The following is a 21,091-nucleotide window of genomic DNA, read 5'->3' on the forward strand; positions in this document are numbered from 1 at the left end:
CTGAAAGGGAACTACCAGCGGCCGTGCCGGGGGCGAGGCTGGCAGCCCGGGCAGTAATAGGACGAACGGTTCATGAACTTCTCCCGGCGGATGATGCCCCGCTCCCGACGCCGGGGCTCATCAGAGACCGCACAGCGCGGGCAGGGCCGACCCGCCTGGCCATAAGCCCGCAGGGACCGGCTGAAATACCCCGAATCCCCGTTGACATTGACGTAGAGGGCATCAAAACTCGTCCCCCCGGCTGCAAGAGCCTGTTCCATCACATGCTGGAGAGCCTCCAGTAAGCGGGCCGCCTCCGCCCGGGTGACCGTTTCGGTGCGCCGGGCGTAATGCAACCGTGCCCGCCACAGGGCTTCATCGGCGTAGATGTTCCCCACTCCGGAGATCACCGTCTGGTCCAACAGCGCCCGCTTGAGCCCGGAACGTCGGGTACGCAGGGACCGGAAGAAACGTTCGGCGGTGACCACCGGCTCCAGCGGGTCGGGAGCGATATGCGCCGCCACCTTGGGCACTGTTCCGCAACGGTGGGCGTTGGGCCCAAGAGCGGGAACCAACTCAGACAACTGCATCCCGCCAAAGATGCGCTGGTCAACGAACCTCAGCTGCCGCGTAGGGGTGCCGGCGTCGTCGTCGGTTTCTAACTCCACCGTCACCTTCAGGTGCTTCTGCGCCGGGGCGTTGCGGGATTCGATGAGCACCTGCCCGCTCATCCCCAAGTGGATCAGCAGCGCGGCGTCCTGAGCCGACTGCACTGCAGACTCCTCACCACCAGCTGCGGACTCCGCGGTGGTTTCGGAGGTTTCCTGCAACGGAATCCACAGGTATTTACCGCGCCGCTGCGGGACGCCCAGCCGGCTGCCGGTCAACCGCCGACTGAAACCTTCCGGGCCTGCGGGGTCACGGCGGAGGCTGCGCGGATCGTGGACGGTCACTGCGGTGACCCGGTGCCCGGCGGCCCAGCGCTCCACCCCGCGGCGGACCACCTCAACTTCAGGGAGCTCAGGCATCCTTGACCATGCGGATCTTGGGGAGGTGACCGATATTGGGTAGTCGTTCAGTGTGCCCATCGGCCCGGTAGCCGTGTTTGCGGTAGAAGGCGATGGCGCGGTGGTTCTGCTCCATGACCCACAGGTAGTGCGGGGGCGCGCCGTCCGTCAGCGCATTCAGCAGCTGCGCGCTGAGACCACTGCCATAGGTCTCAGCCAGCACGTAGAGCCGATGCAGTTCGTGTCGATACGGGGCGTCATCCTCCCGTGCCGCGCCGAAGATACCGAACCCGAGGATCCGGTCGCCGGCTTCGGCCACCAAGATCCTCTCGGCGGTACCGATGCTGGTGGGCCCGCGCTGATCGGCCGGGATCAGCGTCTCCCCGGTGGTCCAGGAACGCAGTGTTTCAGTCCACTGTTCGGCGCGCTGTGCCGGGGTATTGCGTGCGGCCAGCCACTCCGGCGGGAAATAGTGGCCGTAGGCCTCTTCGGCCGCCACCGAATGCGCCACACCCAAGGCTTCGGCGTCGTCGATTCTCGCCTCACGGATCACGGTCTGCAGCTGTCGAACACGCACTACTCCAGTCTAGGAGGTCTCCGGTGACGGGCTCTTCAGCCCCGCAGCGACCCTCCTCTGACCAGCTCGACACCGCCCGGACACAGGCCCACGGCACACGCCAGGGACACAGACCAGGGCCCCCGGTGGATTCTGATCCCCCGAGGGCCCTGAGTCATGCTGTGGTGCACCGGCTGGGACAACCGCCGGTGACCATCACTCGCCCTGGTGAACGAAAGCCGCCTCAATGTCGAGGGTGACCTTGTCGCCGACGAGCACGCCGCCGGCTTCCAGGGCCGCGTTCCAGTTCAGCCCGAAGTCCTTCCGCGAGATCACCGCGGAGGCGGAGAAACCGGCGCGGGTGGCACCGAAGGGGTCCACCGCCTGGCCGCCGAACTCGACCTCAAAGGTGACCTCCTTGGAGACACCGCGGATGGTCAGCTCGCCGGTGAGGTCGAACGTCTCACCAGTGGGCTTGACCCCGGTAGCCACGAAGGTCAGGTCCGGGTACTGCTCGGCGTTGAGGAAGTCCTCACCGCGGACGTGAGCGTCACGGTCGGCACTCTTGGAGTTAAACGAGTCGGCCTTCACGGTGGCGTTGACGTCAGTGGTGCCGTCCTCGGCGACTTTCAGGGTGCCGGTGGCTTCTTCGAAGACCGCGCGCACTTTGGAGATACCGGCGTGACGCACGGTCAGACCGATCTCAGAGTGGGCGGCGTCCAGGGTCCAGGTACCGGGAGTGAGGGTAAGTGCCATGGGTGATCTCCTTAAGATCGTGATCGCATTGCGTGTTTCGCGGGGAACTGGTGATCCGCTTGAGGTCATCTGTACGTGCCGGTCACGTACACCTCGAACGTAGGGAACCAAGCTGGACGCCAGCTTATTTCAAATTTGAAGAAATCTCATCTCGGCGTCAGTCCCCTCCCGGAAAACAGTCCACCCCGCAGAGCGCCCCCGGGCTCATCACCCCGTATGCCCAGGGACCGTCAAGCCGGGCCTGATCCCCTGCTGGGGTTACCCCACGCGTGGGACGTAGACTGTCTTGCGACACTGCCCGCAGTGCGTCGTGCCCCAACCCCATGGGCGCGAGCACGCCGATAGCCCAAAAGGAGGTGGCTGTGGGACTGCTCGACTCATTGGAGCGCGGCATCGAAAAGGCTGTCCGCACCGCCTTCTCACCGCAGGGAGGGAGCCTCGGCCCCGTGGAGATCGCCACAGCTGTCCGCCGGCACATGGACCGTGAGTCCGTGCCCCAGAGCAATGGTGCCCATCTGGCACCCAACCTGTACAAGATCCGACTCTCAGAGGCCGACTTCGCCGAGGCGAAGAAATACGGCACCGCCCTGGCCGAGGAGCTCTGCGAGGAGATCCTCCGGCACGCTGACTCCCAGGGCTACACACTCATCGGCCCGGTGAAGGCCACCTTCGTGAAGAACACTGAGCTCAAGCAGGGCCAGATGAGTATCGAAACCCGTAGTGAGAGCAGCGTGGACGAGGCCGTCTCCGTGCCCCGGCCCTCCCACGCGGCTCCGGCTGGACCAGCGGCCACCGCCACGTTGCCCAGCCGGATGGAACGTTCAGCGGCTGAAGTCCGCCGCACTGTCGGCATGCTGGAGTACAACGGCGCCACCCATACCCTGGGGGCTGAGCCCACGGTCATCGGCCGGTCCTCCAGCGCGGATATCACCATCTCCGATACGGGGGTCTCGCGTAAGCATCTGGAGGTCTTCACCCACGCCGGCCGCTGGTACGCCCGGGATCTGGGCTCGACCAACGGTTCGTATATCGACGGGGAACTGACCACCCCGGACACCGGAGATGCTGAGCTGTACGACGGTGCCCACATCGCTTTGGGTAACGCGCGCCTGCGGTTCCGGCTCGGCTAAGGGGACATCTTCGTGAGCGAACTTGCCATCACCGTTCTGCAGTTCGGTCTCCTGCTGCTGCTGTGGATCCTCATCCTCTCGATCATCGCCGCCCAGGGCCGGGACATGATGGTCTCCCGCCGCTCACGGACCCGCGCGCCCCAGAACCCCGTCCCGCCGCCGTCCGGGGACACCTCCGACGGCGCCCCGGCCACCGTCCACCACTCCGGCCAGACCCCGCGCCCGCGTCCCCGCCGATTGGTGGTCTCCGAAGGCCCGCTGGTCGGTACCGAGGTCGAACTCGGCTCCGCTCCGGTGATGCTCGGCCGCGCCCAGGAGTGCACGGTGGTGCTCGACGACGACTACGCCTCCGGTAAGCACGCTCGGCTCTTCCCGCAGGGCTCCCGCTGGTTCCTCGAAGACCTCGGCTCCACCAACGGCACCTGGCTGGGTGAGGAACAGCTCACCCGCGCCACGACAGTGGAACCCGGCGACCGGATCCGCATCGGCAAGACCGTCCTGGAGCTGAGGACCTGACATGGCTCTGGTGTTCCGCTTCGCCGCACGCTCCGAAGACGGTGTGGTGCGCTCGAAGAATGACGACTCCGGCTACGCCGGACGCTTCTTCGCCGTCGTCGCCGACGGAATGGGCGGCCACGCCGGGGGCGATATCGCCTCCGCCTCCACGGTGCTGGACTTAGCGCACCTGGATACCCGGGGTTTCGCTGAACCGGACACCGTGCTGCCCGATGAGATCCAAACCGCCAACGCGTTCCTGTCCAAACTGGTCCAGACCAACCCCAAGCTGGCCGGGATGGGGACCACGATCACCGCCTTGCTGATTACCGATGACCGCCTCCAGTTCGCCCACATCGGTGACTCCCGCGCCTACCGGTTGAAGAAAGGCCGTTTCCGCCAGGTCTCCAAGGACCACACGTTTGTCCAGCGGCTCGTCGACGAAGGGCGGCTGGACCCCGAGGCCGCCGAATTCCACCCGCATAAGAACGTGCTGATGCGCGTGCTCGGCGACGTCGACGCCTCCCCTGAACTCGACATCACCAGTTTTCCGCTGGAGGCCGGGGAGAGGTGGTTGCTGTGTTCCGATGGGCTCAACGCCGTGGTCTCCGACCGGCTCATCGAGCAGAAGCTACGCAGCACCCAGACCCTCGAGCAGATCGTCGACGACCTGGTCAACCTCACCCTGGAGGGCGGGGCCCCGGATAATGTCACCGTGATCGCCCTGGAGGTCGTCGACGCCGACGAGTCCGACCTCAACGACACCGACACCCTTCCCTTGAGTGAAGAGGCCGTTGCCGCGGCTGAAGCCGACTACGGGTTCGACGACGACCGCGACCAGACCATGGAGCTGGACCTGGTGCCGGTGGTCAACCCCGGTGCCCTCTCCGGGCACGACCCGGATGAAGGTGAACTCTCCCCGCTCTCAGCCGCCATGGTGCGCCGGACCCTGGGGGTGCGCCCGCACATCCTGGTGGGCGCTGCGGTGGAGGCCGCCGAGACCGGAACGATCCCGGTCATTCCCCGCAACGTGGACGAACACCCGGTCCCGCTGCTGACCGGCCAACCGTTGAAACCGGTGCGGCACACCTACTCGGAGATGCTCAGTGAAGCCGGCGGGCACGAACTCGAAACCGCCCCGGAACCCTCCGGCACCGAGGTTCCCGTGGTACCGGAGGACCTCCCCGAGGAAGAAGAGCCCACCCTGGATGCCGACGACGTCGATGCCGTCGCCGCCACCCGCCGCCGGCGCAACTGGTTCCTGCCCACTTTCGTGGCCCTGATGGCGATCTTGGTCGCCGTCGTCGGCTTCCTCGGCTACGTGTGGACCCAGACCCAGTACTACGTCGGTGAGGATGACGGCGAGGTCGCCATCTACAACGGGGTCTCCCAGTCCCTGGGGCCCATCACCCTCTCCGAGGTGGACGAACACGCCGGTATCGATATCAGCCAGCTGCGCCCCATTGACCGGGAACGGGTCATCAGTGGCATTCCCGCCGACTCCCGCAGCCATGCCGAGCAGATCGTGGAGAACCTGCGCAGTAGCACCCCCGGTGGCGGCACCGCTGAGGATGCCACTGACCCAGACAATGCCGAAGAAGCCGACGACGACGCCGGCACCACCGAAGACGATGAGACTCCCACACCGGACGAGGGCACCGAGGACAATGGGGGTGAGGACACATGAAGCAGGACGATCACCCCAAACCGCGCCGCAACGTGGAGTTAGCGCTGCTGCTGCTGGCCCTGGCCGTGGCCATCGGCGCCAAAGTCCTGGTGGGGATCACCCTGGAAGAGGAGATCGATTCCCGTTACTGGGTAGCCGGCGGCTCCTTGGCTGCCCTGTCCCTGGCGTTCCACCTGGTGCTGCGCCTGCGGGCAAAGTACGCCGATCCGTTCATCCTGCCTATCGCGGTGACGCTCAACGGGCTGGGGATCGCCATGATTCACCGGCTGGACCTCACCCCCGCCTACGCCGGGGTGGCCCCTCGCCAGGTGCTGTGGACCGCGGTGTCCATGGTCGCGGCCATGGTGCTGCTCTGGGTGCTGCGCGATCACCGGCGGTTGCGGGCGATCACCTATATTTCCCTGGTCGTCTCGGTGATTCTGCTGTTTCTGCCGATGCTGCCCGGCATCGGCCGGGAGGAATTCGGCGCCCGGATCTGGGTGCAGATCGGACCGCTGAACTTCCAACCCTCGGAGATGGCCAAGATCACGCTGGCGATCTTCTTCGCCGGGTTCTTAGCCAATAACCGTGACCTCATCCTGCTGGCAGGTAAGAAGATCGGTCCGATGACCTTCCCCCGTCTGCAGGATCTGGCGCCGTTGTTCCTGGCCTGGCTGGTCGCCCTCGGGGTGCTCATCGTGCAGAACGACCTCGGAAACGCACTGATGTTCTTCGGGCTCTTCGTGGCGGTGATCTATGTGGCCACCTCCCGGTTCTCCTGGATTGCCATCGGTGGGGTGCTGGTGGCCGCCGGTGCCGCCCTGGCGTACGGGTTCGTTCCGCACTTCCGCCAGCGCGTGGAGATCTGGCTCAACGCCTTCGACCAGGACATCTACGATCGTGAGATTGGCGGCTCCCACCAGCTAGTACAGGGGATGTTCGGTCTGGCCAACGGTGGATTGACCGGCACCGGACTGGGCTCAGGGAGCCCGCATATTGTCGCCCTGGCGAACTCGGACATGATCGTGGCCGCCTTCGGCGAGGAGCTGGGCTTCATCGGCCTGGCGGCCATGCTGCTGCTCTACCTGTTGCTGTTCTCCCGCTACATGCGGGCCGGGATCGGCACCCGTGATTCCTTCGGCAAGCTGCTGGCCACCGGTTTCGCGGTCATCCTGGTACTGCAAGTCTTCGTCGTCGTCGGCGGTATCACCCGGGTGATACCGATGTCGGGTCTGGTCTCCCCGTTCCTGGCCGCAGGCGGCTCGGCGTTGCTGGCCAACTGGATCATTGTGGCCCTGGTGCTGCTTATCAGCCACGCTGCTCGCCGGCCCATCGTCGTCGGCCCCATGGTGAACACCTCCGGTGCCGGTGCCTCCGGGACGGAAGATCCGCTGCGCAGCCGGGAGACCGGAGAGCAGTCCCCGGTGGACAGCACGGCCACAACACCCGCTGTCACAGGAGGTGAGCACCGATGAACCGCGCTATCCGTCACACCTGGCTGGTCTCGGTGGCCATGTTCCTGACCCTGCTGGCCGCACTGAGCCTCATCCAGGTGGCCTTCGCCTCAGACCTCAATAATGACAGTCGCAACGCTCGGCAGGTCATTCAGGACTACGGGGCACCCCGGGGACCCATCACCGTGGATGGCACCCCGATTGCCGAATCCGTGGAATCCGATCCCGAGTCCCCGTATGAGTATCAGCGGGTTTACCACGACGCCGAGGTCTACAGCGGGATCACCGGGTTTTACTCCACGTTCGGCGGCTCGGCCTCCGGTATTGAACGGGCCATGGACGAGTACCTCACGGGCCGCTCCGATGCGCAGTTCTTCGACCGGATGACCTCCCTGGTCACCGGTGAAACGATGGAGGGTGCCCAGGTGGAACTCACCCTGGATCCGGAGCTGCAGCACTACGCCTATGACCTGCTGCCCGATGACATGCTCGGCACGATCATCGTCACCGATGTCACCACCGGGGAGGTCATCGTCATGGCCTCCAAACCCAGTTACAACACCAACCTGTTGGCCACGCACGACAGCGAGGAGTTCAACGAAAACATCGGTGACCTCGAAGACGCCGAGAACATCGACCCTTATGGCTTCCGGGCAGTGAACCGGCCGATCCCCCCGGGGTCGACGTTCAAGCTCATCGACACAGTGGCCATGCTGGAATCCGGGGACTACGAGCCGGACACTGAACTGGAGAACCCCAACGAGATCGACCTGCCCCAGTCGGAGAACACACTGGAGAACTTCGGACTGGGCAACTGCCACCAGCGCAGTGAGGCCGAGTTCACCTGGATCTTCGCCCAGTCCTGCAACACTCCCTTCGCCACCGCGGCGATGGAAATGGGCGAAGACCCCATCCTCGAGGTGGCCGAACGCTTCCGTTGGAACGAACCGCTGGCCATCCCGATCCACGTCACCGAGTCCCGCTTCCCCACTGGGATGGCCGACTCGGAGCTGGCCTATGCCTCCATCGGGCAGTTCGACGTCACCGCGACCCCGCTGCAGATGAACATGACAGCAGCGGCAATCGGCAACAACGGCACGATGATGCGGCCCCAGTTGGTCGACACAGTCCGCGGCTCGGACCTGCAGATCCTCGATGCACCCGAGCCAGAGGTGTTGAATGAGGTCATGGAGCCGGAGACCGCCGCTGACATCACCGAGATGATGGTGGCCACCACCGAGGAAGGCACCGGCTGGCGGGCCGATGTCTCTGGCTATGATGTCGCCACCAAGACCGGCACCGCAGAGATCGGCGACGGCAGCGATATGGTCAACTCCTGGATCACCGGCTTCGCCCCGGCCGATGACCCCCAGTACGCAGTCACCGTGGTGTACGAACGCACCGAGCTTTCCCGCGGCAGCCAGCTCTCCGGCGAGCACTTCGCCGCAATCCTGCAGGCGGTGATGGCCGAATGAGACCAGCAGTCGGCATCACCATGGGTGACCGCTACAAGCTCACCGAGCGGATCGCCATCGGCGGAATGGGCGAGGTGTGGAAAGCCCATGACGAGATCCTCGGCCGGACTGTGGCCATCAAGATCCTCAAAGAGGAGTACACCGGTGACGAGGCGTTCCTGCGCCGATTCCGCGCCGAGGCCCGGCACACCGCGCTGCTGAATCACCCCGGGATCGCCGATATCTACGACTACGGCGAACAGGCCGGCTCCGGCTACCTGGTGATGGAGCTGGTTCCCGGCCGCCCGCTGAGCGTCATCCTGGAAAAGGAGAAGACCCTTCCCTGGGAGAAGACGCTCTCGATCCTGGCCCAGACCGGACGCGCTCTGCAGGTAGCCCACGACCAGGGGCTGGTACATCGCGACGTCAAACCCGGCAATCTGCTCATCACCCCCACCCGCCGGGTGAAGATCACCGACTTCGGCATCGCGCGCCTGGCTGACCAGGTGCCCCTGACCGCCACCGGGCAGGTCATGGGCACCGTGCAGTACCTCTCCCCGGAGCAGGCCACCGGCCAGCACGCGACCGGTTCCTCTGATATCTACGCCCTCGGCGTCATCGGTTACGAGGCCCTGGTCGGTCACCGACCCTTCACCGGAGAGTCGCAGATCGCCATTGCGCTGAAGCAGGTCAACGACCCGCCCCCGCCGCTGCCCGAGGACATTCCCGCCCCGGTCCGCGCGCTCATTATGACGATGCTGGCCAAGGAGCCAGAGCAGCGCCCGGAGAACGCCACGAAGATGGCCGACGCCGCCGAGGCTCTGCTACGCCACGACCCGGAGGCCGCCCTCGCCGCGGTCCCGCAGCTGGCCCACCATCTGGATCTTGGCGATGATGAAACCGCCACCCAAGTCATCAGCATGGGCGGCTCCCTCAGCCCGCCCACGGCCACGCTGCACTCTGCGGGGAGTGATCGCCCGGGGGAAGCGACAGCGGGGGCCGCGCTCAGCGCGAGTACCCCCGAACAGCCCGAGGGCTCTTTCCTCGCGTCTGGCCCCGACGACGACGACGCCGAGACAGCTGAGCACCCCGAACGCCGCAACCCCGGTTGGCGGTGGCCGGCGATCACGCTCATCCTGCTGGTCATCCTGGGGTTGGTGGCCGCGTGGCTGCTGCCGTATTTGGCCGCCGGCGAGGAGCCCGACGAGCTGATCTCCACCCCGGAGCCGACCCCCACCCAGGCTGCCACCGAGACGGTGACCGCTGAACCCGATACCATCGCCTTCGACGAGGAGGATCTGGTGGGACTGGAGGTGACCGAGGCCGCTGAGATCCTCGAGGACCTCGGGTTCGAGGTGGAAACCGAATCCGTGGAATCCCAGGAGCCGGCCGGGATCGTCACCCGGGTCATCCCCCCCGGCGGTGAGTATCCTCCCGGGACAACGATTACGCTGTTCTACTCAGCCGGACCACCTCCGGCCCAGCACACCCCGGCACCGCAGCCCACCACGCAGGCTCCGCCGCAGCAAACCCAACAACCGACACCCACCCCGACGCCGACACAGACCCGAACGCAGACCACCCCGACGCCCACACCGACCCCGACGGAGGAGGACACCGGCGACGACGACGCCGACGGGCCCGACCCAGGCGACGACGACGATGACGACAATGACACCCAGAGTCCGGAGACCGCAGGTGAAACCGCCACGCCGACTGCCTCGGAGCCCACGCCCACCACAGATGGATCCACATCATGACTGAGCACCGCGTCCTCAACGGCCGCTACCGCATCGAGACTCTCATCGGTCGCGGTGGGATGGCCGATGTCTACCGGGGCCACGATCTCTCCCTGGAGCGTCCCGTGGCGGTGAAGATGCTGCGCCCGGACTTGGCCCGCGACCCGCAGTTCCAAACCCGGTTCCGGCGGGAGGCCCAGTCCTCGGCCTCACTGAACCACCCCAATATTGTGGGTGTCTACGACACGGGAGCCACCGCCGTCGACGGTAACGGTGGGGTGAAGACCCCGTTCATTGTCATGGAGTACGTCGACGGGGTCACCCTCCGACACATCCTGCACGGGACCCCGAACGCCACCGGAGATGCCACCCTGCCTCCGCCCCCGCCCGGTGAGGAGGACGGCACGGAGGACAATGTGCTCGGTGTGAGTGAGCACGAGGATGAGGCCACCCAGCCGATCTCCCCGCCGCTGCAGGAAAAGATCACCCAGGCCTTGGGCCGCCCGCTGCAGGAGCGCGAGGCCGCCGAGTACATGGACGGGGTGCTGGCCGCACTGGGGTACAGCCACGACCGCGGCATCGTGCACCGGGACATCAAGCCCTCCAACGTCATGGTGTGCAGCAATGGCGATGTCAAGGTCATGGACTTCGGTATCGCCCGCGCGGTGGCCGACTCCGCCCAGACCATGACCCAGACCTCCTCGGTGGTGGGCACCGCCCAGTATCTTTCCCCCGAACAAGCCCGCGGGGAGGTCGTCGACCACCGCAGCGACCTCTACTCCGCTGGCTGCGTGCTCTTCGAGCTGCTGACCAACCGTCCACCGTTCGTCGGGGAATCCCCCGTCTCGGTGGCCTATCAGCATGTGCGGGAGGAACCACCGGCGGTCTCCGATTTCAACAACAGGATCTCCCCGGCCATGGAGTCCGTGGTCGCCAAGGCCTTGGCCAAGAACCCGGCGGACCGCTTCCAGACGGCCGAAGAGTTCCGCGCCGCCATCGAGGACGCCCTGCGCGGCATCAGCGTGGATGAGGACGCCACCACCGTGGTGCCAGCAGTCGCCGGTGCCGCCGCCGGTGGGCGTAGCGGGTTCGACGACGTCGTCGGGATGCCGCTCTCGGCGCGCACCCCGGAAGATCCCGACGTCGAGGACTACTACACCGACTACCGGGAACAACCCCCGGAGCGCCGCCGCCGCAGTGTCCTGTGGCCCATCTTCTGGGTGCTGGTGGTCCTGGGGCTCATCGTCGGAGCCGTATTCGTCTTCGCTCAGTTGACCGACACCACTGAGGTGGAAGTCCCCGACGTCGAAGGCTTAAGCCGCTCAGAAGCGATCGCCGAACTCAACGAGCACAACCTCACCGCCGTGCCGGAGACCGAACCACATGAGGAAGTCGAAGAAGACCACGTCATCCGCTCCGACCCCGAGCCCGGAACGAGCCTGGAGCCGAACTCCGAGGTCATCATCTACATCTCCGAGGGCCCGGGCAGCGTCACCGTGCCCGACGGGCTCATCGGTCAGGACATCGACGCCGTCACCGCCACGTTGGAGGATGTCGGCTTGGAGGTCGGCGAGGTGACCGAAGAAGACCACGCCGAGCACCCCGAAGGCGCCGTGGTGGCCACCGACCCCGAATCCGGTACCTCTGTGGAGCCGGGCGATTCGATCAACCTGGTGGTCTCCACTGGGCTGGTGCAACTGCCCGGCGGTCTGCTCGGTGACTGGCGGGCCAACGTGGAGGAGACCCTCTCGGCCGCCGGTTTCGATCACGATCTGCGCTGGGAAGTCGTCGACCCTGATGAGGAGGATGTCAGCTTCGCCGGGGAAGTCTTCCGCTTAGAGATCAACGGCGAGGAAGTCGACGAAGGCGAGCTGGTTCCCAATAACGCCACAGTCGTCATCTACGCGGTCGATGAGGCCTCCTTCGACGATGAGGAGGAGGACGAAGACGATGAAGATGACGACGAGGACAACGGCAATGAGGACGAAGACGACGACGCCGATGACGAGAACAATGACGAGGACAACGGCAATGACGATGAGGACACCGAGGACGAATAACCCGTGAGTCTGCGCACTACCCTCTCCGCCGTCGTCGGGAAGTCAGCACGTGCCGCGGTACGTCTACGTGGCGGCTCCGGTTCCGCCTTCCCCGGGCTGCTGGTGGAAAAGCTGGACCCTGGGTTTCTGGCCCGGACACTGACGACGCTGCCCTACGGGGTGGTGGTGGTCTCCGGGACCAACGGGAAGACCACGACGACCAAGATGGTGGTCGAGCTGCTGCGCGGACAGGGACTGCGGGTCTTCACCAACCGGTCCGGCTCGAACTTCTCCCGCGGCGTGGCTGCCTCTCTGCTCGGTGACATGCGGATCACCGGGGGCTTCGAGGCCGACATCGCCGTACTCGAACTCGATGAAGCCCACGCGGTGCACTTCGTCAAACAGGTCCCCCCGCGGTACTGCCTGCTGCTGAACGTCATGCGGGATCAGCTCGACCGTTTCGGGGAGATCGACACCACCGCGGGGATGCTGCGGGCCATTGCCGAGGCCACCACGGAGGGTGTGGTACTCAACCGGGAGGATCCGCGGGTCGCGGCAATCGCTGAGGCCCTGACCGACCAGCAGGTCCGCTATTTCGGGCTGGGAGAGGCGGTCAAGCACCACTTCCCCTCCGACGACGACCTGCACAGTGCTGATTTACACGATAGCCCGTCACACCACACCGCTTCCCCCGGTGCCCGGTCAGACAGTGCCAGTTCACACCATGCCCGCTCCGACAGTGCCGCTGTGGAGACCTCGCCCACCTCCGCCGTATCAGGTGACCTACAGCATCAGGCGAGAACGACCAAACAGGTCGCCGCCGACGTCGTCCTCACTGGGTTAGGAACTCAGGAGGGCACCTTCCGCATCGGTGGGGAGGAGATCACCACCCCGCTGCGGGTCAACGGGGCGTACAACACCTACAACGCCGCCGCCGCACTGGCCCTGGTGCGCCTGGCCCTGGGGGAGGACCGGGACAACACGGCCCTGCTGCGCAGCCTGGCGGAGGTCTCCCCTGCTTTCGGGCGTGGTGAGTCGTTGACAGTTGGCGGGCAGCCATTGGATCTGGTGCTGGTGAAGAACCCGGCGGGATTCCGGCTGGGACTGAGCAGCTTCCCGCATGCCGGCACTGCCACGATGATCGCCATTAATGACAACTACGCCGACGGGCGGGATATGAGCTGGCTGTGGGATGTCTCCTTCGGCCTGTTGGCTGCCGGTGGGGTGCGGATGGTCTCGGGGGTGCGGGCTTATGACATGGCCCTGCGTCTGGTGTACGACGACGTCGCCGTCGCCGCCGTGGAACCGGATCTCGCCTCCGCGTTGGATTCCTTCATCGCTGAGCACCCCGATGAGCCCAAGCGCATCTACTGCACGTACACGGCGATGCTCACCCTGCGCCGTGAACTGGCCCGCTACACCGAGGTGGAGGCTTTCGCATGAGCCCCGTTGCCCCCAAACCTGTGCACGTGGTGCAGCTCTACCCCCGGGATATGAACATCTACGGGGACTTCGGCAATGCCTTAGTGCTCAAGCAACGGTTGGCCTGGTACGGCTACGAACCGGTCATGCACTCCTATGACCCCGGAGATGAGTTCCCCGAGCAGGCCGATATTCTCATCGGCGGCGGCGGGCAGGACTCCGGACAGGACACTATTCAGGCGGATCTGTTGGAGTGCGGAGACCGGTTACGCGCTCTGGCGGAGGCGGGGACTCCCATGCTGATGATCTGCGGGTTGTATCAGCTCTTCGGGCATTACTTTCAGACTCGGTCGGGTTCACGGATCCAGGGGATTGGTGTGCTGGACGTGACCACTTACGGCACCGATGAGCGGCTGATCGGCAATGTCGTCGTCGAATCGGAGGAGTTCGGCCGGATCATCGGCTATGAGAACCACTCCGGGCAGACCCGGCTCGGTGCCGAGGTCCAGCCGCTGGGGCGGGTGAGCAAAGGGGCCGGTAATGACGCCGACTCCGGGTATGAGGGCGCCCGGTGGCGCAATGTGCTGGGCAGCTACCTTCACGGTGCGCTGCTGCCAAAGAATCCCGCGGTGGCTGATTTCCTCATCGCTACAGCGGTGCAGCGCCGTTACGGGGACTCGTTGGGGGCTCTGGATGCCCCGCAGCTGGGGCCGGTGAGTTTGACTGAACTGACGGAGAAGGCCCGAGTCACCGCGGCTTCCCGGCCGCGCTGAGCGTCCGCGCGCTTATCAGGGTGCGAGTTATTTCCACCGCATCATCATGAAGAAGCCAACCATGGCGACCACGAATCCGATGATGATGTTCCAGCCGCCCACGCTCAGCGGCAACTCGGGAAGACCCTCCGCCGAGGTGGTCACGTACCAGGTGACGATCCACAGCAGACCCACTAGCAGCAGACCCACCATGGTCGCCTTGTACCAGGTGGGTAGCTGGCCTTCGGCCTCGAGGTCCTTTCCGAGCTCGAGCGCGCTGGAGTCGCGCAGCGGGGAGTCCGAGGGCTGCTCGGCTCCGGATTCGGAAGCAGCACTGCCCTTGGCGCGCTTGCCGCGGTTCTTCCGGTGCTTGGACTCTGGCACTGGCACTCCTCAGCTGAAATCTGCGATGCTTGTAACCGCACGGCGTCCGCCGTGTCAGTGTTCGGCTGTGCGCCATTCTACGCAACTGTGAGAACAGGACCTATGACTGTCACTGCTCCCCGCCACGCGGCCACCGGTCAGCGCGGTGCCCCGCCGTCCGGTCCGCCGGCTCCGCCTTCGCGTCGGGACTCCCGTTCCGGGGGTCGTCCGCGCCGACGGCGCAGTGTCGCCTCCACCATCATTGGCGGCATCGGGGAGTTGCTCATCACCCTGGGTGTGCTTGGGTTGCTGTTTGTGGTGTGGGAGTTGTGGTGGACCGGGATCGAAGCCGACAGCGAACGTCAGGAGACCCTCGAACAGTTCTACTCCGATGACGGGCTGCAGGCGGCACCCGCCCGGGAGACCGGCGGGCCGGACCCGGCCGACTTCGAGGTGTGTATGACGCTCGAAGACGGCACCGAGATCGGCTGTGCTGACTACATGGCCGAGCAAACCGGCTGGGATGACGTCATGGGGGTGATGTACGCCCCGCGCCTGGGTGAGGACTGGGCTGCACCCATCCGTCACGGCGTGGGACGTGAACAGATTGACCGCGGCGGAGTCGGCCACTACCCAGACACCCAGTTGCCCGGAGAGCTGGGAAACTTCGCAGTGGCCGGTCACCGGAACACCTACGCCTCCATGCTCGGCAATCAGGATGCCTTGCAGACCGGGGATCAGATCTATGTGGTCTCCGCCGGCGATGGCATGTTCATCTACGAGGTAGCCGAACGCCGTGTGGTCCAGCCCAACGAGACCGATGTTCTCCTCCCGGTCCCGGGAGAACCGGACCTTGAGCCGGAGACTGGCATCTTGACCCTGACCACCTGCCACCCGATGTACTCCAATGCCGAACGTCTCATCCACCACGCGGAGATCGTGGACTTCATCCCCCTCGGCGGTGAGGCCCCCGAGGACATCGCCCACCACGAGGGCATCGACCAGTTGTTCTACACCGGAGACGAGTAGCCATGTACGCCTGGATTTTCAATGAGGTGCTCCCCGGCCCCCTGTGGCTGCGCATCATCCTGGCCCTGCTGTTGGTCGCCGCCACCGTCTTCGTGCTCATGGAGTTCGTCTTCCCCGTGGTGAGCGAATACAGCCCGCTGAATGACTCCACCCTGGACGGGAGCTGATATGGCAGACACTTCTGACCGGCAGGACCGTCCGACCCCCGGCACCGAGGGTTTCACCGCCCGTATCCTGGTCATCGATAACTACGACAGCTTCGTCTACACCCTGGTCGGTTATCTGCGTGAGCTCGGAGCCGAGACCACCGTGATCCGTAACGACGACGTCAGCCTCGCTGAAGCGAAGACACTGGCCGCTGAACACGACGGTGTGCTCATCTCCCCAGGGCCCGGAACCCCCGCCGAGGCCGGCATCTCCGTGGAGCTGATCCGCTGGTGTGCTCAGGCACGCTCCCCGATGCTCGGTGTCTGCCTGGGGCACCAGGGCCTCGGGGAGGCTTTCGGCGCGGAGGTCACCCACGCCCCGGAGTTGATGCACGGTAAGACCTCCCCGGTGCGGCACACTGGGCATGTGTCCTTCGCTGGGCTGCCGGAGACCTTTGAGGCCACCCGGTACCACTCTCTGACCGTCGCTCCAGACTCGGTACCGGACGTTCTAGAGATCACCGCGACGACCGAGGACGGCGTCATCATGGGGCTGGCCCACCGGGATGCTCCCCTGTGGGGGATGCAGTACCACCCGGAGTCAGTGCTCACCGAAGGCGGATACCGCATGCTAGGCAACTGGTTGGAATCCCTGGGCCAACTCGGCGCCGCCGAGAAAGCCGCCCAGCTGAACCCCATCAGCCGCAGCACACCCTGACCGAGCCGGCAGAGGCCGAAACCACCCGGTGATAACGAACCACGCGGCAGGCACGTCACCAGCAGGTCACCCACCCGGATTGTGACCGATAACCCTCACTCGGATCGGGAGGTCGCACGCAGAGAAAAAGGACCCGGCGTAGTTGCCGAGTCCTTTTTCTCTGTACTGCGGTCAGCGGTGAGACATCGTCTTCAGCTGGTGGCCGGCTTGGGCGAGGGAACCTCGGCCTCAGTCGGCTTGGTGTCAGCGTTGGTCTCCGCCTGAGCACCGGGGGCACCGGAGTCCTGCTGTGGCTTGGAGACCGGCTCCGGCTTCTTCCACGGGTCCTCCACCGGCTGGGAGGCCCGCCACACGGCCACACCGGCAGTAACACCGGCAGCCACAAGGCCGAAGACCAGCAGGGCCTTCTTCTTGCCGCTGCCCTTCTGCTGCTTCTTCAACTCCTTGGACGCCTTTTTGGCGTATTTCTCGGAGTTCTTCCGCAGCTTCTTGACGATCTTCTTATCGCCAGTGGCCTTGATGAGCGCCTTCTCCACCCGCGGGTCAACCTCCGCCTTGTGGATGAGCTTGGCGGTTTTGTCCGCGTAGCCGCCGAGGGTACCGGCTGCAGCGGGGACGTACTTTTTGCGCACATCCGCTTTGGCACTGTCGTACTTCTTCAGCACCTTCTGGATGTCCTTCTTCGCCTTGGGGGGCAGCTTGTCGTACTGACCGCTGAGCCCCTTGCTGGCCTGGGATGAGACCTTCTTGACCTGCTCTCCGGCCACAGCGGCACCGTCTCCGACGGCGTGGAGAGCCTTGGCCGAAGCGTCCTGAACCATCGGAGCGCCTTTCCGGTAGGTGTCCTCCGCCCAGTTAGCGGCAGTACCCACCGCGGGCGCGGCCCATTCCACGGCAGTGTCGACGCCGGCGAGCACTTTGTGCCCCCAGGTGTGGCTCGGTTTTTTCTTCTTACCGAACATGCGTTTCCTCCGAATCAGGATCGGTGACAGGGCTTAGCCTACGTGAGCAAGGGGGACCACTGCCATGGCACGCCGCCCTTGATACGGATTCACTCAGGTTTATTTCAGAGTGCGTAAAGCAAGGCCCGTGCGAGAATGGCCTCATGAGCGCTATTGCTACCCACACTGCCACGATCCGCACCAACCGCGGAGACATCGTCGTCGACCTCTTCGGCAATCACGCCCCCAAGACGGTGAAGAACTTCATCGGCCTGGCCACCGGCGAACAGCCCTGGAAGCACCCGGAGACCGGGGAAGACAAAACCGGCACGCCCCTGTACGACGGCACGGTTTTCCACCGCGTCATCGCCGACTTCATGATTCAGGGCGGGGACCCGCTGGGTCTGGGCGTGGGGGGTCCCGGCTACCAGTTTGAGGACGAGATCCACCCGGAGCTGGACTTCACGCAGCCCTACAAGTTGGCCATGGCCAACGCCGGTCCCGGCACCAACGGCTCGCAGTTCTTCATCACCACTGTGGCGACCACGTGGCTGCAGGGCAAGCACACGATCTTCGGCGAGGTCCGTGACACCGCCTCCCAGCAGGTGGTCAACCAGCTGAACACTGTCTCCACCGATATGCGTGACCGTCCCACTGAGGACATCGTCATCACCACCATCGACGTCGCTCCCGCTGCCCCGGCGAACTGACCTTCCCCGCGGTGAACGTCTGCTTCTTCCACCCAGACCGGCCGGCGTATATCCAGTGCCAACGCTGTGACCGGCCGGTCTGTCCGGAATGCCAGATCACCGCCCCGGTGGGGTTCCACTGCCCCAGTTGCGTCCAACAGGCGGCAGCCCGTCGCCCCATTCAGCGCACGCAGTTCGGCGCCGCTGTCCGGGCGGATGAGAAACCGAAGGTGACCTACACGGTCATCGCGATCTGCGCGGTGATGTACCTGCTGCAACTGGCCACCTGGCAACACGGCGGTGCCGCGCAGCGACTCACGGGTGTGGATCTGCCAGATGTCACCCGATTGATGTGGTTTGCTCCCATGGATGCCTCGGCCCACGCTGTGGCCACCGGGACCTTTGAGCCGTGGCGGATGCTGACCTCAGCGATCCTCCACCACCCTCAGGCCGGGGTGCACATCCTGTTCAATATGCTCGCCCTGTGGTTCGTGGGCCGGGTCATCGAGCCGACCATCGGTCGTGCCCGCTTCGCCGCACTGCTGGGTCTGTCCGCTTTCGGCGGCTCAGTGGCCGTGCTGTTCCTGACCCACCCCGCTGTGCCCACCCTGGGCGCTTCCGGGGCTGTCTTTGGCCTGTTCGGAGCGTTGTTCATCCTCATGCGCGCCACCGGTGGGGAAACCGGCGGGATTGTTGCGCTCATTGCGGTGAACATGGTGGTCAGCTTCATCTTCGACGGGATCTCCTGGCAGGGTCATCTCGGCGGTCTGCTCACTGGTGCCCTGGTGGCCTTCGTGATCGTCCGCGCACCCCGACGTGGGCGCACCCTGTGGCACACTTTGGGGCTTGCCGGCGTCGGCGTCGTGCTCCTGATCCTGGCAACCATCGGGGCCTTCACCGTCCCCAGCGCATAAGCCTCGCTGTGAATCCCTGGGGATAACCCTGTGGATATGTGGGAATTACACACGTGTAGTTCTCCACACTGGGGATAACCCTGTGGAAAACGACGACGTCGTCGTCAGTGGTCACATCTGACCGTGAGCTTGGTAGTTCTCATGCCAGCTGAGCGCTTCGGCCAGCAAGTGCGGAGTGTGGCGGCCAGTGGGGTTGCCCGCCACTGCGCGGTCCAGGTAATCCTGCAGCCGGTCCTGGTAGTCCGGGTGGGCGCACTGGGCGATGATCCTCCTCGCCCGTGCCTGCGGGGAGAGCCCGCGCAGATCAGCGAGTCCCTTCTCCGTGACGAGGATCTGCACATCGTGCTCGGTGTGGTCCACATGGGAGGCAAACGGCACGATCGCGGAGATGGCCCCGCCCTTGGCGGTCGAAGGGGAGACAAAGAAGTTCAGGTAGGCGTTGCGGGCGAAGTCCCCCGAACCGCCAATCCCGTTGATGATGGAAGAGCCCATCACATGGGTGGAGTTCACATTCCCGTAGATATCGGCTTCGACCATCCCATTGATGGCGATGATCCCGAGCCGACGGACGGCCTCCGGGTGGTTGGAGATCTCCTGAGTGCGCAGCAGAATCCGACCCTTGTAGGACTCGATGTTGCGGTTAAAGTCCTCGGCCCGTTCCGCGGAGAGAGAAAACGACGTCGCCGAGACAGCGGTCAGCTTGCCGGTGTCGATGAGGTCGAGCATTCCGTCTTGGATGACCTCGGTATAGGCGGTGAGGTCCTCGAATTCGCTGTGGGCCAGGTTGGCCATCACCGCGTTGGCCACATTGCCCACCCCGGACTGGATGGGCAGGAGGTTCTTCGGCAACCTGCCCTGTTGGATTTCGAAACGCAGGAAGTCCACCACGTGGTCAGCCATCGCCCGGGAGGTCTCGTCGGCGGGTTTGAACGCAGCGTTGCGGTCCGGGGCATCAGTTTCGACCACGGCGATGACTTTCTCCGCATCGACCCGCAGGTAGGGGTCTCCGATCCGCTGCATCGGTTCGAACAGCTCGATGGGTCGACGCTCCGGTGGCAGCCGGGTGCCGTAGTAGACGTCGTGGAAGCCTTCGTACTCCCGGGGGTGCCAGGAGTTGACCTCCAGGATGACCTTATCGGCCAGGTCCAGCCAGGTCTTGTTGTTTCCCACCGAGCTGGAGGGCACCAACAAACCGTTGGGCAGGATGGCAGAGACCTCGATGACGGCCACGGTGATGTCCCCGTAGAACCCGAACCAGGCCTGCTGGGCGGAGTGGCTCAGGTGGGTATCGACGTACTCGGTCTGGCCGGTGTTGATGGCCTTGCGCAGAGCCGGGTCAGACTGGAAAGGCGTGCGCTTGCGGATCGCTCCGGCCTCGGCGAGCACCCCGTCAGCTTCCGGTGCGGTGGAGGCGCCGGTGAGTAGTTCGACGCCGAAGCTCTCCCCGCGTGCGTGCGCTTCCCGGGCGCGTTCGGCCAGTGCACTGGGAACCGCCTTGGGGTACCCGGACCCGGTGAAGCCGCTCATGCCGATCCGGTCGCCGTCGCTGATGAAGCTCGCCGCCTCGTCGGCGGTGGTCACCTTGGTGCTCAGAACCGGACACGTGATGCGAGACATGGCGGAATCAGCTCTTTCTAGGTGGGGACAGAGGCTGCGCTGGCGGCACAGACCTCTCCACTCTATGTCTCAGGTCACGCTCACGCATCTCGACAGGCCCGTTCATCTGTCAAAACGGACCGTTCATCGGCTGTTTTCGACCGTTTGCATCGCCAAGCAACCGCCCATCACTGCGCCAGAGAGCGCCTGTGACCCCTGCGACTCCGTTTTACACCTGATACCCCT

The 21,091-nt window shown here is 65.1% G+C and carries 20 protein-coding genes; 14 read left to right on the plus strand and 6 right to left on the minus strand.

What is annotated here, in order from left to right; translation table 11 throughout:
- Positions 1 to 11: 11 nt before the first annotated feature.
- From mutM to H578_RS0105325, 3 genes are all read right to left on the minus strand, one after another.
- A complete protein-coding gene (gene mutM / locus H578_RS0105315; RefSeq protein ID WP_022872658.1) occupies positions 12 to 1,007 on the minus strand; it encodes a bifunctional DNA-formamidopyrimidine glycosylase/DNA-(apurinic or apyrimidinic site) lyase in 996 nt (331 codons plus the stop codon).
- On the minus strand, positions 1,000 to 1,563 hold the full coding sequence (locus H578_RS15490; RefSeq protein ID WP_022872659.1) for a GNAT family N-acetyltransferase: 564 nt from the start codon (positions 1,561 to 1,563) through the stop codon (positions 1,000 to 1,002). Before H578_RS15490 ends, mutM begins: the two co-directional genes overlap by 8 nt.
- A gap of 195 nt (positions 1,564 to 1,758) precedes the next feature.
- Complete coding sequence (locus H578_RS0105325; RefSeq protein WP_022872660.1) at positions 1,759 to 2,298, minus strand: YceI family protein; 540 nt, start codon at positions 2,296 to 2,298, stop codon at positions 1,759 to 1,761.
- 362 nt (positions 2,299 to 2,660) lie between these two features.
- On the opposite strand from H578_RS0105325, the gene H578_RS0105330 reads away from it, so the two are divergent.
- Genes H578_RS0105330 through H578_RS13520 form a run of 9 tightly spaced genes read left to right on the plus strand, consistent with a single transcriptional unit; the run spans position 2,661 to position 14,470 of the window.
- Positions 2,661 to 3,428, plus strand: a complete 768-nt coding sequence (locus tag H578_RS0105330; protein ID WP_022872661.1) for an FHA domain-containing protein — start codon at positions 2,661 to 2,663, stop codon at positions 3,426 to 3,428.
- A 12-nt stretch (positions 3,429 to 3,440) separates the two neighbouring features.
- Complete coding sequence (locus tag H578_RS0105335; protein WP_022872662.1) at positions 3,441 to 3,944, plus strand: FHA domain-containing protein FhaB/FipA; 504 nt, start codon at positions 3,441 to 3,443, stop codon at positions 3,942 to 3,944.
- Between the two features lies 1 nt (position 3,945).
- Positions 3,946 to 5,610 carry a PP2C family protein-serine/threonine phosphatase gene (locus H578_RS13505; protein ID WP_022872663.1) on the plus strand — a complete coding sequence of 555 codons (1,665 nt, stop codon included), beginning with the start codon at positions 3,946 to 3,948 and terminating at the stop codon, positions 5,608 to 5,610.
- Positions 5,607 to 7,064 (plus strand): FtsW/RodA/SpoVE family cell cycle protein, encoded by a 1,458-nt coding sequence (locus tag H578_RS0105345; protein WP_022872664.1) that lies wholly within the window; start codon positions 5,607 to 5,609, stop codon positions 7,062 to 7,064. The genes H578_RS13505 and H578_RS0105345 overlap by 4 nt, the downstream gene beginning before the upstream one ends.
- Complete coding sequence (locus tag H578_RS0105350) at positions 7,061 to 8,518, plus strand: penicillin-binding transpeptidase domain-containing protein (protein WP_022872665.1); 1,458 nt, start codon at positions 7,061 to 7,063, stop codon at positions 8,516 to 8,518. The genes H578_RS0105345 and H578_RS0105350 overlap by 4 nt, the downstream gene beginning before the upstream one ends.
- Entirely contained in the window at positions 8,515 to 10,257 is a 1,743-nt protein-coding gene (locus H578_RS13510) for a protein kinase domain-containing protein (protein WP_022872666.1), read from the plus strand. The genes H578_RS0105350 and H578_RS13510 overlap by 4 nt, the downstream gene beginning before the upstream one ends.
- On the plus strand, positions 10,254 to 12,296 hold the full coding sequence (locus H578_RS13515; RefSeq protein WP_022872667.1) for a protein kinase domain-containing protein: 2,043 nt from the start codon (positions 10,254 to 10,256) through the stop codon (positions 12,294 to 12,296). The genes H578_RS13510 and H578_RS13515 overlap by 4 nt, the downstream gene beginning before the upstream one ends.
- A gap of 3 nt (positions 12,297 to 12,299) precedes the next feature.
- The gene (locus H578_RS0105365; protein WP_022872668.1) at positions 12,300 to 13,718 is read left to right on the plus strand and encodes a Mur ligase family protein; all 1,419 of its coding nucleotides are present in this window, start codon (positions 12,300 to 12,302) and stop codon (positions 13,716 to 13,718) included.
- Positions 13,715 to 14,470 carry a type 1 glutamine amidotransferase gene (locus tag H578_RS13520; protein WP_022872669.1) on the plus strand — a complete coding sequence of 252 codons (756 nt, stop codon included), beginning with the start codon at positions 13,715 to 13,717 and terminating at the stop codon, positions 14,468 to 14,470. The genes H578_RS0105365 and H578_RS13520 overlap by 4 nt, the downstream gene beginning before the upstream one ends.
- Before the next feature lie 27 nt (positions 14,471 to 14,497).
- On the opposite strand, the gene H578_RS15495 is transcribed toward H578_RS13520, so the two are convergent.
- Entirely contained in the window at positions 14,498 to 14,833 is a 336-nt protein-coding gene (locus H578_RS15495) for a cell division protein CrgA (protein WP_022872670.1), read from the minus strand.
- 102 nt (positions 14,834 to 14,935) lie between these two features.
- On the opposite strand from H578_RS15495, the gene H578_RS13530 reads away from it, so the two are divergent.
- The 3 genes from H578_RS13530 to H578_RS0105390 are packed head-to-tail and all read left to right on the plus strand — an operon-like array spanning position 14,936 to position 16,705.
- Positions 14,936 to 15,841 (plus strand): class E sortase, encoded by a 906-nt coding sequence (locus tag H578_RS13530; RefSeq protein WP_022872671.1) that lies wholly within the window; start codon positions 14,936 to 14,938, stop codon positions 15,839 to 15,841.
- A 2-nt stretch (positions 15,842 to 15,843) separates the two neighbouring features.
- Entirely contained in the window at positions 15,844 to 16,008 is a 165-nt protein-coding gene (locus H578_RS16410) for a hypothetical protein (protein WP_022872672.1), read from the plus strand.
- Between the two features lies 1 nt (position 16,009).
- Positions 16,010 to 16,705: an aminodeoxychorismate/anthranilate synthase component II gene (locus H578_RS0105390; protein ID WP_022872673.1), complete on the plus strand. Its 696-nt coding sequence runs from the start codon at positions 16,010 to 16,012 to the stop codon at positions 16,703 to 16,705.
- A gap of 191 nt (positions 16,706 to 16,896) precedes the next feature.
- Here the strand turns inward: H578_RS0105390 and H578_RS0105395 are convergent, their stop codons facing one another.
- Positions 16,897 to 17,667, minus strand: coding sequence for a hypothetical protein (locus H578_RS0105395; RefSeq protein WP_022872674.1), 771 nt, complete (start codon positions 17,665 to 17,667; stop codon positions 16,897 to 16,899).
- 143 nt (positions 17,668 to 17,810) lie between these two features.
- On the opposite strand from H578_RS0105395, the gene H578_RS0105400 reads away from it, so the two are divergent.
- Positions 17,811 to 18,356 (plus strand): peptidylprolyl isomerase, encoded by a 546-nt coding sequence (locus H578_RS0105400; RefSeq protein WP_022872675.1) that lies wholly within the window; start codon positions 17,811 to 17,813, stop codon positions 18,354 to 18,356.
- Between the two features lie 209 nt (positions 18,357 to 18,565).
- Entirely contained in the window at positions 18,566 to 19,249 is a 684-nt protein-coding gene (locus H578_RS0105405) for a rhomboid family intramembrane serine protease (protein WP_245554915.1), read from the plus strand.
- Positions 19,250 to 19,360: 111 nt separating this feature from the next.
- Here H578_RS0105405 and scpC read toward each other — a convergent pair whose 3' ends face one another.
- The gene (gene scpC / locus H578_RS0105410) at positions 19,361 to 20,866 is read right to left on the minus strand and encodes a succinyl-CoA:acetate CoA-transferase ScpC (RefSeq protein WP_022872677.1); all 1,506 of its coding nucleotides are present in this window, start codon (positions 20,864 to 20,866) and stop codon (positions 19,361 to 19,363) included.
- Between the last annotated feature and the right edge of the window lie 225 nt (positions 20,867 to 21,091).

This window comes from Nesterenkonia alba DSM 19423 (assembly GCF_000421745.1).
Taxonomy (GTDB): Bacteria; Actinomycetota; Actinomycetes; order Actinomycetales; family Micrococcaceae; genus Nesterenkonia; species Nesterenkonia alba.

Coding starts and splice junctions, on each gene's coding strand:
- H578_RS0105350 (WP_022872665.1), top strand. CDS start 7,061: ATGAACCGCGCTATCCGTCACACCTGGCTGGTCTCGGTGGCCATGTTC.
- H578_RS0105395 (WP_022872674.1), bottom strand. CDS start 17,667: ATGTTCGGTAAGAAGAAAAAACCGAGCCACACCTGGGGGCACAAAGTG.
- H578_RS0105325 (WP_022872660.1), bottom strand. CDS start 2,298: ATGGCACTTACCCTCACTCCCGGTACCTGGACCCTGGACGCCGCCCAC.
- H578_RS13520 (WP_022872669.1), top strand. CDS start 13,715: ATGAGCCCCGTTGCCCCCAAACCTGTGCACGTGGTGCAGCTCTACCCC.
- H578_RS0105390 (WP_022872673.1), top strand. CDS start 16,010: ATGGCAGACACTTCTGACCGGCAGGACCGTCCGACCCCCGGCACCGAG.
- H578_RS0105400 (WP_022872675.1), top strand. CDS start 17,811: ATGAGCGCTATTGCTACCCACACTGCCACGATCCGCACCAACCGCGGA.
- mutM (WP_022872658.1), bottom strand. CDS start 1,007: ATGCCTGAGCTCCCTGAAGTTGAGGTGGTCCGCCGCGGGGTGGAGCGC.
- H578_RS0105345 (WP_022872664.1), top strand. CDS start 5,607: ATGAAGCAGGACGATCACCCCAAACCGCGCCGCAACGTGGAGTTAGCG.
- H578_RS13505 (WP_022872663.1), top strand. CDS start 3,946: ATGGCTCTGGTGTTCCGCTTCGCCGCACGCTCCGAAGACGGTGTGGTG.
- H578_RS13530 (WP_022872671.1), top strand. CDS start 14,936: ATGACTGTCACTGCTCCCCGCCACGCGGCCACCGGTCAGCGCGGTGCC.
- H578_RS13515 (WP_022872667.1), top strand. CDS start 10,254: ATGACTGAGCACCGCGTCCTCAACGGCCGCTACCGCATCGAGACTCTC.
- scpC (WP_022872677.1), bottom strand. CDS start 20,866: ATGTCTCGCATCACGTGTCCGGTTCTGAGCACCAAGGTGACCACCGCC.
- H578_RS16410 (WP_022872672.1), top strand. CDS start 15,844: ATGTACGCCTGGATTTTCAATGAGGTGCTCCCCGGCCCCCTGTGGCTG.
- H578_RS13510 (WP_022872666.1), top strand. CDS start 8,515: ATGAGACCAGCAGTCGGCATCACCATGGGTGACCGCTACAAGCTCACC.